11 protein-coding genes and 2 pseudogenes are annotated in these 12,233 nt (G+C 69.2%); 7 read left to right on the top strand and 6 right to left on the bottom strand.

The features are described from left to right. Nucleotides 1–172 precede the first annotated feature (172 nt). From JHN45_RS49625 to JHN45_RS49610, 4 genes are all read left to right on the top strand, one after another. Nucleotides 173–1,528, top strand: coding sequence for an aspartate aminotransferase family protein (locus JHN45_RS49625; RefSeq protein WP_200715595.1), 1,356 nt, complete (start codon nucleotides 173–175; stop codon nucleotides 1,526–1,528). A 155-nt stretch (nucleotides 1,529–1,683) separates the two neighbouring features. Further along, on the top strand, nucleotides 1,684–2,385 hold the full coding sequence (locus JHN45_RS49620; RefSeq protein ID WP_200715604.1) for a GntR family transcriptional regulator: 702 nt from the start codon (nucleotides 1,684–1,686) through the stop codon (nucleotides 2,383–2,385). 26 nt (nucleotides 2,386–2,411) lie between these two features. Beyond that, a complete protein-coding gene (locus tag JHN45_RS49615; RefSeq protein WP_201056047.1) occupies nucleotides 2,412–4,838 on the top strand; it encodes a dolichyl-phosphate beta-glucosyltransferase in 2,427 nt (808 codons plus the stop codon). Nucleotides 4,839–4,927: 89 nt separating this feature from the next. Continuing rightward, nucleotides 4,928–5,578: a hypothetical protein gene (locus JHN45_RS49610; RefSeq protein ID WP_200715597.1), complete on the top strand. Its 651-nt coding sequence runs from the start codon at nucleotides 4,928–4,930 to the stop codon at nucleotides 5,576–5,578. Here JHN45_RS49610 and JHN45_RS49605 read toward each other — a convergent pair. Continuing rightward, a pseudogene (locus JHN45_RS49605) lies at nucleotides 5,575–6,446 on the bottom strand (helix-turn-helix transcriptional regulator). The gene JHN45_RS49610 and the pseudogene JHN45_RS49605 sit on opposite strands and share 4 nt — an antisense overlap. Nucleotides 6,447–6,577: 131 nt before the next feature. Here JHN45_RS49605 and JHN45_RS49600 point away from each other — a divergent pair. After that, nucleotides 6,578–6,796, top strand: coding sequence for a 4-oxalocrotonate tautomerase family protein (locus tag JHN45_RS49600; RefSeq protein ID WP_200715599.1), 219 nt, complete (start codon nucleotides 6,578–6,580; stop codon nucleotides 6,794–6,796). Nucleotide 6,797: 1 nt separating this feature from the next. On the opposite strand, the gene JHN45_RS49595 is transcribed toward JHN45_RS49600, so the two are convergent. Then, complete coding sequence (locus tag JHN45_RS49595) at nucleotides 6,798–7,088, bottom strand: hypothetical protein (protein ID WP_200691667.1); 291 nt, start codon at nucleotides 7,086–7,088, stop codon at nucleotides 6,798–6,800. A gap of 179 nt (nucleotides 7,089–7,267) precedes the next feature. Here JHN45_RS49595 and JHN45_RS49590 point away from each other — a divergent pair, with 179 nt between their 5' ends. Further along, nucleotides 7,268–7,870, top strand: a complete 603-nt coding sequence (locus JHN45_RS49590; protein WP_201056045.1) for a TetR/AcrR family transcriptional regulator — start codon at nucleotides 7,268–7,270, stop codon at nucleotides 7,868–7,870. Nucleotide 7,871: 1 nt separating this feature from the next. Here the strand turns inward: JHN45_RS49590 and JHN45_RS49585 are convergent, their stop codons facing one another. From JHN45_RS49585 to JHN45_RS49570, 4 genes are all read right to left on the bottom strand, one after another. After that, the gene (locus JHN45_RS49585) at nucleotides 7,872–8,153 is read right to left on the bottom strand and encodes a hypothetical protein (RefSeq protein WP_201056042.1); all 282 of its coding nucleotides are present in this window, start codon (nucleotides 8,151–8,153) and stop codon (nucleotides 7,872–7,874) included. After that, entirely contained in the window at nucleotides 8,147–8,455 is a 309-nt protein-coding gene (locus JHN45_RS49580) for a hypothetical protein (RefSeq protein WP_200715602.1), read from the bottom strand. Before JHN45_RS49580 ends, JHN45_RS49585 begins: the two co-directional genes overlap by 7 nt. Before the next feature lie 76 nt (nucleotides 8,456–8,531). Further along, nucleotides 8,532–10,358 carry a bifunctional UDP-sugar hydrolase/5'-nucleotidase gene (locus tag JHN45_RS49575; RefSeq protein WP_200715603.1) on the bottom strand — a complete coding sequence of 609 codons (1,827 nt, stop codon included), beginning with the start codon at nucleotides 10,356–10,358 and terminating at the stop codon, nucleotides 8,532–8,534. 174 nt (nucleotides 10,359–10,532) lie between these two features. Further along, nucleotides 10,533–11,816: an adenylosuccinate synthase gene (locus JHN45_RS49570; RefSeq protein ID WP_201056040.1), complete on the bottom strand. Its 1,284-nt coding sequence runs from the start codon at nucleotides 11,814–11,816 to the stop codon at nucleotides 10,533–10,535. Between the two features lie 187 nt (nucleotides 11,817–12,003). Here JHN45_RS49570 and JHN45_RS53800 point away from each other — a divergent pair. Further along, nucleotides 12,004–12,233 (top strand): annotated as a pseudogene (locus tag JHN45_RS53800) (hypothetical protein); the annotation flags it as partial.

Raw genomic sequence — 12,233 nt, 5'->3', positions numbered from 1 at the left:
ACTGTGTAGGTGAAACTAACCAGTCCACCCCTGTGACCGGTTAGTTTCACCTACACAGTTCGGCGGGCTCCCGTACCGGACACCCACCCTGGACAACCTGTCGCGGAAACCCCGCTACCGCAGACAGACCGCCGATACCTTTTCCGCATCGCGGACATTTACGCTCGCCGCCATGACCCCTCAGCCCAACCCCCAGGCCGGCGCCGCCGTGAAGGCCGCGGACCGTGCGCATGTGTTCCACTCCTGGTCCGCGCAGGAGCTCATCGACCCGCTCGCCGTGGCCGGCGCGGAGGGGTCGTACTTCTGGGACTACGACGGCAGGCGCTACCTGGACTTCACCAGTGGGCTCGTCTACACGAACATCGGCTACCAGCACCCGAAGGTCGTCGCGGCGATCCAGGAGCAGGCCGCGACCCTCACCACCTTCGCGCCCGCGTTCGCGATCGAGGCCCGCTCGGAGGCGGCCCGGCTGATCGCCGAGCGGACGCCCGGGGACCTGGACAAGATCTTCTTCACCAACGGCGGCGCCGACGCGATCGAGCACGCGACGCGCATGGCCCGGCTGCACACCGGCCGGCCGAAGGTGCTCTCCGCCTACCGCTCGTACCACGGCGGTACGCAGCAGGCGATCAACCTCACCGGGGATCCGCGCCGTTGGGCCAGCGACAGCGCCTCGGCCGGGGTCGTGCACTTCTGGGCGCCCTTCCTGTACCGGTCCCGTTTCTACGCGGAGACCGAGGAGCAGGAGTGCGAGCGCGCGCTGGAGCACCTGGAGACGACGATCGCCTTCGAGGGGCCGGCCACGATCGCCGCGATCGTCCTGGAGACCGTGCCGGGCACGGCCGGGATCATGGTGCCGCCGCCCGGCTACCTCGCCGGGGTGCGGGAGATCTGCGACAAGTACGGGATCGTCTTCGTCCTCGACGAGGTGATGGCCGGGTTCGGGCGGACCGGTGAGTGGTTCGCGGCCGACCTGTTCGACGTCGTACCGGACCTGATGACCTTCGCCAAGGGCGTGAACAGCGGATACGTACCGCTCGGCGGGGTCGCCATCTCCGGCGCGATCGCGGACACCTTCGGCAAGCGCGCCTACCCGGGCGGCCTGACGTACTCCGGGCACCCGCTGGCCTGCGCCGCGGCCGTCGCCACGATCAATGTCATGGCCGAGGAGGGGGTCGTGGAGAACGCGAAGCACCTCGGTACGACCGTCGTCGAGCCCGCGCTGCGCGCGCTGGCCGAGCGGCACCCGAGCGTCGGGGAGGTCCGCGGGGTCGGCATGTTCTGGGCGCTGGACCTGGTGAAGGACCGGGAGACGCGCGAGCCGCTGGTGCCCTACAACGCGGCCGGTGAGGCGAACGCGGCGATGGCCGCGTTCGGGGCCGCCGCGAAGCAGCAGGGGCTGTGGCCGTTCGTCAACATGAACCGCACCCACGTCGTCCCGCCGCTCAATGTGAGCGAGGCCGAACTGAAGGAGGGACTCGCCGCTCTGGACACCGCGCTGTCCGTGGCGGACGAATTCACGTCGTAGTACGCCGTCGAATTCACCTCGTAGTACCCGGAATGGGCGGGTCCGTCTCCCTGGTGCCCGGATACGGGCAGGGCGGGAACCCGAACGCGTAAGGTGACGTGCTCGTAGACATATACGAGTACGCCATCGAACGCGACGAGGGAGACGCTCCGACGATGCCCGGAAGCAGCGGCAACGGCGCCGTGACCCGCAGCACCCTGCGGCAGCAGATCGCCGACGCGCTTCGCGACGAGGTCCTGGCCGGCCGGCTCCAACCCGGCCAGGAGTTCACGGTGAAGGAGATCGCCGAGCAGTACGGCGTCTCCGCGACCCCGGTCCGGGAAGCCCTCGTCGATCTCTCCGCGCAGGGACTCCTGGAGGCCGACCAGCACCGCGGCTTCCGCGTCCACGAGTACTCGGTGGCCGACCACCGCGGCATGATCGAGGCCCGCGCGCTGGTCACCGAGGGCATGTTCCTGGCGCTGGCCGGCGGCCACCCCGTCTTCGACCGCACCGACGACCCGCGTACGGTCGCCGCGCTCGCCGGGGTCCGCCGCCGCGGCGAGGAGGCGCAGCGCGCCGCCGAGGCCGGTGACCTCACCGTGCTGATCGGCTACGACCTGCGGTACTGGCGCGAGCTGAGCACCATGTTCGGCAACCCCTACCTCGGCGACTTCCTGCACCGGCTGCGCGTCCAGTCCTGGGTGTGCACCGTGCAGCATCTGCGCCGACTGACCGATCTGCGCGGGCAGTTGTGGGCCGAGCACACCGAACTCGTCGACGCCCTGGCGCGCCGCGACACCCCGGCCGCGCGCGCGATCGTCCTGGCGTACAACACGCACTCCCTCGCCCTCATCGAGCGGCTGGCCGCGCGGTGACCGGACCGGAAAGGGCCGCTCCGGCCGTGGACCCCAGTGTCGTCGTCGTGGACCTCAGTGTCGTCGTGCCCGCCTACAACGAGGAACAGCGGCTGGGGCCGACGCTCGACGCGATCACCGCGTATCTGGGCGACAACGAGGGCCGCTTCGGCGACTGGGAGATCATCGTCGCCGACGACGGCTCCGACGACGGGACGAGGGAGGTCGTCACCTCCCGCGCCGACCGGCGTGTGCAGTTGGTCACCAGCCCCCGCAACCGCGGCAAGGGCCACGCCCTGCGCCTCGGGGTCGCCGCCTCGCGCGGACGCCGGGTCCTGGTCACCGACGCCGATCTGGCCGCGCCCATCGAGGAGTTGGAGAAACTCGACAAGGAACTCGGCGAGGGCCGTGCGGCGGCGATCGGCTCCCGGGCCGCGCCCGGCGCGACCATCGAGAGCCACCAGCACCCGGTCCGTGAACTCCTGGGCCGCGCGGGCAACTTCCTGATACGCAAGGCCGCGGTGCCCGGCATACGCGACACCCAGTGCGGCTTCAAGCTCTTCGACGGCGACCGCGCCCGCGAGGCCTTCGCCGCCTCCCGCATCAACGGCTGGGGCATCGACGTAGAGGTCCTGCAGCACTTCCGCCGCGCCGACTGGGACGTCGCCGAGGTCCCGGTGCGCTGGTCCCACCAGTCCGGCTCGAAGGTACGGCCCCTGGACTACGCCCGGGTCCTCACCGAACTCGCCCGCCTCCGCGCCCGCTCCCTGCGCCCGGTGGACGTCCTGGTCCCCCTCCTCTTCCTCCTCATGTCGGTCGCCCTCTACTCGGGCCGCTTCTTCGACCCGAGCCACCGCTACCTGGAGGACTCGCTCCAGGACCAGAACCAGTGGGAGTGGTTCTTCGCGGTCACCGCCGACAACGTGGCCCACCTCCACAACCCGTTCTTCTCCAACCTCCAGGGCTTCCCCGACGGCGTGAACCTCATGGCCAACACGGTCATGCTCGGCCTGTCCGTCCCCTTCGCGCCGCTCACCCTGCTGGCCGGACCCGCGGTCTCCCTCAGCGTCTGCATGGCGCTCGGCCTCGCGGCCACGGCCGCCGCCTGGTACTGGCTGATCGTGAAGCGGGTCGTACGGCAACGGGCCGCGGCCTTCGTCGGCGCCTCGCTCGCGGCCTTCGCCCCGCCGATGGTCAGCCACGCCAACGCGCACCCCAACTTCGTCATCCTCTTCATGATCCCGCTGATCATCGACCGCGCCCTGCGCCTGTGCGCGGGCACGCGAGTGGTCCGCGACGGGGTCGTGCTCGGCCTGATGGCGGCGTACCAGATCTTCCTCGGCGAGGAGCCCCTGCTCCTGGCGTCGATGGGCATGGTCCTGTTCGCCGCCTCCTACGGCGTCCTCAACAGGGATGTCGTCCGGGCGTCCTGGCGCCCGCTCCTCAAGGGCCTGGGCATCGCGGCGGGGATCTGCGCGCCGATCATCCTGATCCCGCTCTGGTATCAGTTCGTCGGTCCGCAGAGCTACAAGAGCGTCCTGCACGGCGACAACGCGGGCAACAGCCCCCTCGCGCTCCTCTCCTTCGCCGAACGCTCCCTGATGGCGGGCGACGAGATCCGCGCCAACTCCCTCTCCCTCAACCCCACCGAACAGAACGCCTTCTACGGCTGGCCGCTGGTCGCCCTGGCCTTCGCCATCGTCGTACGACTGTGGGAACACGCCCTGGTCAAGGCGCTGGCGTTCACCGCGGTCGCCGCCGCGATCCTCTCCATGGGCCCCAAGATCCGCATCCCGCTCACGGACACGATCTACCCCGGCCCCTGGGCCCTGCTCGCCCACAAGCCGCTCTTCGAGTCGGTGATCGAGGGCCGGGTGGCGATGATCTGCGCACCCGCGCTGGGCATGCTGGTCGCGCTCGCGGTCGAACGCCTGGCCGCGACACGGGAGTTGGGCACGCAGTACGTGGGCCTGCTCGCCGTATGCCTGGCGCTGCTCCCCCTCGTCCCCGCACCGCTGAAGGCGGTCGACCGGGCGGCCGTACCCGCCTTCTTCACCGACGGCACCTACAAGTCGTACGTCCGCGCCGGCGAGTCCCTGGTCCCGCTCCCGCTGGCCGACCCCGGCGCGGCGGAGGCGCTGCACTGGCAGACCGCCGCCCACCTCGGCTTCAAGATGCCCGGCGGCTACTTCAACGGCCCCTACGGCGCCGACCGCATCGGCATCTACGGCGCCTCGCCCCGCTACACCTCCAACATGCTGCGGGACGTCCGCTACACCGGCGTCATCCCCACCATCGGCAAGAACTGGCAGGCGCAGGCCAAGGCCGACTTCGCGTACTGGCACGCGGGCGCCCTCGTCGTCGCGCCGCAGCCCAACGACGACAAGCTCCGCACCGCTGTGGAAAAGCTGGTCGGCAAACCCGGTAAGTGGGTGGACGGCGTGTGGGTATGGGACCTGCACGAGGGGAGCTGACCCGGGCCGCACCGACTACTCTTCCCCCTACTCTTGCCTGACCACCATGCGAACACCACGCTGCGCAGCGAGTAACCGAGGAGCCCCTTTTGGCCTGTGACCTGTGGCTGGTCCCGCTCGTCGACGTGTTGTGCCACACCCCCGACAATCCGTTCGCCGACGAACTCGCGCTCTACAACTCGCTGCTGGACGAGGCCGGGCTCCCCCCGGTGCCGGTGTACCAGTACATGCCGGGGCTGTCCGGGGAGGTCGCCCCGGTCGCGGGCTTCGACTACGACGCGCTGCACTTCCTGCGCCGGGCCTACCTCCTCCAGGTCTGCGGGCTCCCGGTCACCCCGGTGGACGACCTGGGCGGCGACTACGAACAGCTCCTGGAGATGTTCGAGACCACGGCCCAGCAGTCCCACCTGGTCTGGCACTACGACCACGCGGGCGCCTACGTCCCGGTCGACTTCCCGCACCCCCTCGCGAACGACGAACTCCTCGCGGGCGGCGGCCCGTTGGGCTCGTCCCAAACACTGCTTCGGGAGCTGGAGTTCGTGGCCCCGACGATCGGCATCGACCCGGCCAACCCACCGACGGCACCGCAACCCCCCGCCGCTCCCACGGAGTTGGAGGAACCGGCCGTCGCCGCGCCGTACGACCCCAGCCCGTTCGCGCGCGAACGGCACGTCTGGCTCGGGCTGCACGCGGCGGCGACCCGCAGCCTGGCCCAGGGCTCGATGATCGTGTTCAGCTAACGACGCGTACCAGGGGTGTCCTCGGTCGCGGCCATGTCCTGCGTGCCGATGACGCCGAGCAGTTCGAGCTGGGCGGCGCCCTCGGTACCGGGCGGGGCCGTGAACCACAGCAGCCGCTGGCGGCCGTCCTCGCTGAACAGACTGTGGCAGTCCAGCTCGACGACCCCCAGCGCGGGATGCACGATGCGCTTGTGATCGGTGCGGCGCAGGCCCACGTCGTGGGTGTCCCACAGGGCGGCGAACTCCGCGCTGCGCCGCCGCAGCGCGGCCGTCATCCCGGCGACCTCTCTGTCACGGCTCCGGCGGGCGGCCACCGCCTGCAGGTCGGCGACGAAGACCCGTGATTGGTGCGGATGGTCCTCGGGCGGGTAGATCGCGCGGGCGGCCGGATCGGTGAACCAGCGGTACGCGAACCCGGTGGCGGGACCGCGCGGCTCCGGCGCCCGCCCGAGCAGGGCGGCGGCCAACTCATTCTGTACGAGGGTCTCGTGCAGGTCGGTGATGACCTGGCCGGGGTGGTGGCCAGCCGGTCCAACAGCCCGAGCAGGGCGGGCTGTACGTGCCGCGCGCCCGCGCCGCGCGCCGACTCGGGCAACGGCCGGTCGGCGAGGTGGAACAGGTGGTCGCGCTGGTCGCCGCCCAGCCGCAGCGCCCGGGCGAGGGCGTTCAGTGTCTGGGCCGAGGGCTGGGCGCCGCGTCCGCGCTCCAGCTCGGTGTAGTAGTCGGCCGACAGCCCCGCCAGTTGCGCGACCTCCTCGCGCCGCAGGCCGGGCACCCGGCGCCGGGGCCCGACGGGCAGCCCGACGTCGGCCGGCCGGACCCGGTCACGCCGGGACCTGAGGAACGCCGCGAGCTCGGGAAGGTTCACCCGCTCATCGTCGCCTCTCCGGCGGGGTCCGAGCCAGGGGCCGGCAACCCCTGGGTGGGCTCAGCCCTGGCCCGGCGGACGTCGGGGACGGACAGTTGCCCCACACCGACAGCGCTACGAAAGAGAGCACCATGCCGTTCGCGAACTTCAAGGTCCCCGCCGGCGCCCTCACCGCCGAGCAGAAGGAGCAGATCATCACGCGCACCACGGACCTGTACGCCGAGATCTTCGGCGACGGCGCACGGGCCACCACGCTCGTCCTGGTGGAAGAGGTCGCCGACGCCGGATGGGGCATCGGCGGCGGTGTCCTGACCCTCGCCAAGATCCAGGGGACACCGCAGGACCGATGACCTAGCGGATCTTGCCGAGACCCGTCTGGACGTCCTCCGCGTTCATCACCGGGGTCCAGGTCAGCTCGGCACCCAGGTTGAGGAAGAACGGCTCACTGATCGACGGAATGTCGGAGGCGTCCTTCAGGTCGAAGAACAGGAACGCGGTGCGCTTGCCGCCGTCGGCGGTGAAGTAGGCCGCCTCGGGCTTGATCTGCTCCAGGGACTCCTCCATCAGCTTCCCCAGAGTCCCGTTGCGGATGGCCTCGTTCCCCTTCTCCGTGTCCATGGACGCTTTCAGCATCATGCGCATCGCAGTCACCTTCTCCTGGTCGGCGTGCGCGGGGCGGACCACTTCAGGATATGCCCGGACAAAGGGGGCGTCCCGGTGAGAGCTCCTCCTACCCCCTCCCCAAAAAAGCGTGACACTTTCAGGCGAAACCGACACACTTTTTTGGGACACCCACCCTCCCCCCACGCCAGACTGCTCACATGAGCAGCTCGAAGCATGTCCAGGCTCCGCCCGGAATGGGCACCGTGCACCGCGCGACGCTGGACGCGATGGCCATGCGCGGGCCCCGGCGCGTGGGTGTCACCCATATCGCCCGGCTGGCCGACTCCAACCGCCAGTTCTTCTACCGGAATTGGGCCGATCCCCAGGTACTGCTGCGCGAAGCCACCTTGCAGGAACTGAAGCGCGTGCTGCAGCGGGCCCTGGAGGTCCCCGGCCCGCTGCCGCCACGGGAGTGTCTGGGGGTGCACTTCGTGGTGCGGGCGGCCCGGCTGCTGCGGGAGCATCCGGTCGTCGCGGCGATGGCACGGACCGAACCGGCGATGACGTACGCCGCCGTCCTCCGTACGGACACCGAGTGGCACGGGAGTGCCTGGGACTGGCTGACCGAGCATGTGACCCCGCATCTGCCCTGGGGCACCGAACGGGACACGGTCACGCTCGCCGTGCTGACCACGGCGCTGCCGTACGCACTGATCCCGCCGGAGGAGCCGCCCTCCGAGACCGAACGGGCGGCTGTCGACAGGAGGTTGAGCCAGGCCCTGCACGCCTGCCTCGGCCTGCCGCTCACCTGCCCCGACTGACCTACAGATCCTGAAGGAACCAGAGGGACAACGTCAGTACCACTACGCCACGGACCGCGACCAGCGCCAGGTTCGCGCTCCGCAGCCGATCCGTCCGAAGCCACACGGTCCACGTCACCAGCAACGACAGCACGACCGTGAGGATGAGCACCACGGGCGCGGGGTCGGCGTAGAGGGCGTCGGGGTGGGCCCACACCAGGTAGGTCCACCACGCGGCGGACGTCACGGTCAGGAGCGACTCGGCCCAGAGTCCGACGAGTTCCTCCCGGAGCGGCTTCAGCACAGGCTCGTCCCTCCCGCGATCAGCATCAGCGTCCCCGTCGCCGTACCGAAGAGCAGTCGTAGTCCCGCGGCCGCCCAAGTGACGTACCGCAGCCAGGTGTTGCCCAGGTACAGCAGCGCCCAGGTCGCCGGAAGCGAGGCCCACAGTGCGTAGGCCACGTGCCGGTGGAGGTCCTGGGTCGCGAAGTCGCACATGCCGTTCGACCCGTCGCCGTAGAGGCCCACGGAGACGAAGACGGCGAGCGCTCCCTCCAGGAACAGGAACAGGAGCGCCGCCGGGGACAACCGTCTTCGATAGGGCATGGACGGAACGTAGCGAATGTCCGGTGTGAGGATGCCGTGAAGTTGATCATTCACAGCAACTCACAGGAACGGACCGTTAGAAGACCGCCGTACCCGCCTGGGTCAGCTTCCAGTTGGAGGCCGCGAACGTCGACGGGTCGATCGTGCCCTTGGCCGTGGCGTAGGCGATCATCAGGTCGCGGACCTGGTTGGTGGAGCTGTAGGCGGACTCCGCGGCGGCGATGTGCGGGTAGCCGCTGCCGCCGTTGGCGCGGTAGTTGTTGACCGCGACGACGAAGACCTGGTCGTCGGGGATGGCGGCGCCGTTGTAGGTGAGGTTCTTGATGCGGGAGCCCTCGGCCGCCGCGATGTCGATCTCGTAGGAGACACCGGCCGCCGTGTCGTACATGTAGTCCCAGAAGCTGTTGGCGTTGGTGAGGGTCGCGGTGTCGACCGCGGTGCCGGCCGGGACCTGGTGGTAGTACTTCGCCGCGAACTCCAGGTAGTCCTTGAGCTGGGCGCCGGTGAGCTTCTTGCCGTAGAGGGTGTTCTCGTAGATGTAGAGGCCGGCGACGTCGCGGATGGTCACGTCGCCCTTGGGGATGTCGGCGGTGCGGCTGAAGCAGGCCGCCACCGAGATCAGCGGGAGCGCGGCGTCCGCCGCCGACAGGCCCGCCTTGACCGTCTCCATCTGTACCTCGTGGATGAAGTCGATGGCGGGGACGTCCTTCCAGCAGGCCTCCGCGGTCGACATGTCCACGGTGCTGGTGCCGATCGCCGTGTTGACGTATTTGACGACCAGGTCGTGGTCGGCGGTGAGGAGTTCGGTGATCTTCGGGTCCTCGGCGACGGTGTTGCTGTTGAGCGTGGTCGCCGTCTTGCTGGTGATCTTCCAGCAGCCGCGCACGAGTTCCAGCTCGAAGTCGAAGACGGACAGGCGGTAGCCGTAGCAGTACGGCTCGGACAGGAGGACGTCCTCGCCGGTCTCGTCGTTCTTCACCGTGTAGGTGGGGACGTCGACGTGGGTGTGGCCGACGAGGATCGCGTCGATGCCGGGGACCTGCTGGGCGACCAGGTTCGACGCGTTCTCCACGTACGGGAGTTCGTCGCCCCACGACGTCGAGCCGTCCAGACCGGAGTGGTCGGTGAGGAAGACGACGTCACAGCCGAGCGCGCGCAGCCGCGGCACGTACTTCTTCGCCTGCTCGACGAGCCCGGGGAAGACCAGCTTGCCGCTGACGTTGTCCTTGTCCCACAGCGCGATGCCCGGGTTGGTGAGGCCGAGGATGCCGACCTTGATGTCCGGTGCGCCGGGCACCTTGATGCACTTGACGGTGTAGGGCTCGAAGGCGGGCTTGAGGGTCTTCGCGTCCAGGGCGTTGGCGCCGAGCAGCGGGAAGTGACACTGCTTCTCGAAGGCGCGCAGCACGTCCACTCCGTAGTTGAACTCGTGGTTGCCGAGGGCGGCGGCGTCGTAGCGCATCTCGTTCATGGCGACGGCCATGGGGTGCTTGGGGCCGCGCTTGCCGTCCTTGCCCGTGATGGGGTCGACGTTCGCGTAGTAGTACGCGAGGGACGTGCCCTGGATGATGTCGCCCGCGTCGACGAGCAGCACCCGGTGCTCGCCCTTCTCGGCGCGCAGGTTCTTGACCAGGGTGGCGATGCGGGCGATGCCGTAGGTGTTGCCCTTGGAGTCCACCGGGGCGGCGTTGGTGTAGTAGTCCCAGTTGAAGACGTGGCTGTGCAGGTCGGTCGTGCCCAGGATCGAGAACGACCAGGTCTTGGGCTTCGGCGTCGGCTTCGGCTTGTGCCGGTCGGCGGCCTCGGCCGGGGTCGCCGCCGCCGTCCCCGCGACGGCCACGACAGCGCCGGTGACGGCGGACTTCTGCACGAACTCACGACGGTTCATGGGATTGACGGGCATTCAGGGCTCCTGGAAGGGCACAGAGGGCGGGTGGTGCGTGCGGGGCGCGGCGGGCTACCCGCGTAGATGCTGGCCTCCACCTGTTACCGGCGTAACCACGGACAGCCCAAGGGCCGGTCAAGGTTTCCCAAGACCGGCCCAAGTGCGGCCGTCGAAAACGGCTCAACCGCCGTCCTAGATGAACGAGTTGATCTCGATCGTCTCCGTACGTCCCGGTCCGACACCGATCGCGGAGATCGGCGCGCCCGACATCTCCTCCAGCGCCTTCACGTACGCCTGCGCGTTCTTCGGGAGGTCCGCGAAGGTCTTGGCCTTCGTGATGTCCTCGCTCCAGCCGGGCAGGTTCTCGTAGATCGGCTTCGCGTGGTGGAAGTCGGTCTGCGAGTACGGGAGTTCCTCGACGCGCTTGCCGTCGATCTCGTAGGCCACGCAGACCGGGATCTGCTCCCAGCCGGTGAGGACGTCGAGCTTGGTGAGGAAGAAGTCGGTCAGGCCGTTCACGCGGGTCGCGTAGCGGGCGATGACCGCGTCGAACCAGCCGCAGCGCCGGTCACGGCCGGTGGTGACGCCCCGCTCGCCGCCGATCCGGCGCAGCGCGTCGCCGTCCGCGTCGAACAGCTCGGTCGGGAACGGGCCCGAGCCGACCCGGGTCGTGTACGCCTTCAGGATGCCGATGACCCGGCTGATCTTGGTGGGGCCGACACCCGCGCCCGTGCACGCGCCGCCCGCGGTGGGGTTGGAGGACGTGACGAAGGGATAGGTCCCGTGGTCGATGTCCAGGAGGGTGCCCTGCCCGCCCTCGAAGAGGACGACCTTGTCCTGGTCCAGCGCCTGGTTGAGGACGAGGACCGTGTCGGCGACGTACGGCTTGAGGCGGTCCGCGTAGGACAGCAGCTCCTCGACGACCTGCTCGATGGCGATCGCGCGCCGGTTGTAGAGCTTGGTGAGCATCTGGTTCTTGATGTCGAGGGAGGCCTCGACCTTCTGCGTCAGGATCGACTCGTCGTAGAGGTCCTGGACCCGGATGCCGACGCGGTTGATCTTGTCCGCGTAGGTCGGGCCGATGCCGCGGCCGGTCGTCCCGATCTTCCGCTTCCCGAGGAAGCGCTCGGTCACCTTGTCCACCGTCACGTTGTAGGGCGTGATGATGTGAGCGTTACCGCTGATCAGGAGCTTGGACGTGTCGACGCCGCGCTCGTTCAGCCCGTTCAGCTCGGAGAACAGGACCGACGGGTCGACGACGACACCGTTGCCGATGACCGGAGTGCACTCCGGTGTGAGGATCCCGGAAGGGAGCAGGTGAAGGGCGTACTTCTGATCGCCCACGACTACCGTGTGGCCGGCGTTGTTGCCGCCCTGGTAGCGCACCACATAGTCGACGGAACCACCTAGCAGGTCCGTCGCCTTTCCCTTGCCTTCGTCACCCCACTGAGCACCGAGCAGCACAAGTGCGGGCACGCGCGTACACCCCTTCCGGGCGGGGCATGTCCAAGGTCAGAGACGTACGCCGCACAGCGTGTGCCTCGTACGTCAGCGACCCTCGTCGGCCGCAACCCGTCGGACCGGATGCCCCGGAATAGACGAAGCCCCTGGCGCAATAGCGCAAGGGGCTCTTGCACAAAGATGCTACCCGAGGAAGCGAGGCATGGCCGAGGTGGCGACTTTCGCGACTTCCGATCAGCTCCTGGTCGTCATCGATCCGGTCGCCCGGCGCACCGACGGAGAGTCCGTCCGCATCGCGAAAGACGTGCTCAGCGCGGGTGCGGCGACCAAGGTGTGCATGCCGGACGCGAGGACCCGGGCGAACTCCTCGGGCCCGTCCGGCATGCACACCTTGGTCGCCGCACCCGCGCTGAGCACGTCTTTCGCGATGCG

The organism is Streptomyces sp. MBT53, from assembly GCF_016654115.1.
Taxonomy (GTDB): Bacteria; Actinomycetota; Actinomycetes; order Streptomycetales; family Streptomycetaceae; genus Streptomyces.
This window is presented reverse-complemented; position numbering and strand designations above follow the sequence as displayed.

What these genes read in the sequence shown, in the direction of transcription:
- JHN45_RS49595 (WP_200691667.1), bottom strand. Translation starts at nt 7,088, where the DNA reads ATGCGCATGATGCTGAAAGCGTCCATGGACACGGAGAAGGGGAACGAG.
- JHN45_RS49625 (WP_200715595.1), top strand. Translation starts at nt 173, where the DNA reads ATGACCCCTCAGCCCAACCCCCAGGCCGGCGCCGCCGTGAAGGCCGCG.
- JHN45_RS49600 (WP_200715599.1), top strand. Translation starts at nt 6,578, where the DNA reads ATGCCGTTCGCGAACTTCAAGGTCCCCGCCGGCGCCCTCACCGCCGAG.
- JHN45_RS49620 (WP_200715604.1), top strand. Translation starts at nt 1,684, where the DNA reads ATGCCCGGAAGCAGCGGCAACGGCGCCGTGACCCGCAGCACCCTGCGG.
- JHN45_RS49580 (WP_200715602.1), bottom strand. Translation starts at nt 8,455, where the DNA reads ATGCCCTATCGAAGACGGTTGTCCCCGGCGGCGCTCCTGTTCCTGTTC.
- JHN45_RS49590 (WP_201056045.1), top strand. Translation starts at nt 7,268, where the DNA reads ATGAGCAGCTCGAAGCATGTCCAGGCTCCGCCCGGAATGGGCACCGTG.
- JHN45_RS49575 (WP_200715603.1), bottom strand. Translation starts at nt 10,358, where the DNA reads ATGCCCGTCAATCCCATGAACCGTCGTGAGTTCGTGCAGAAGTCCGCC.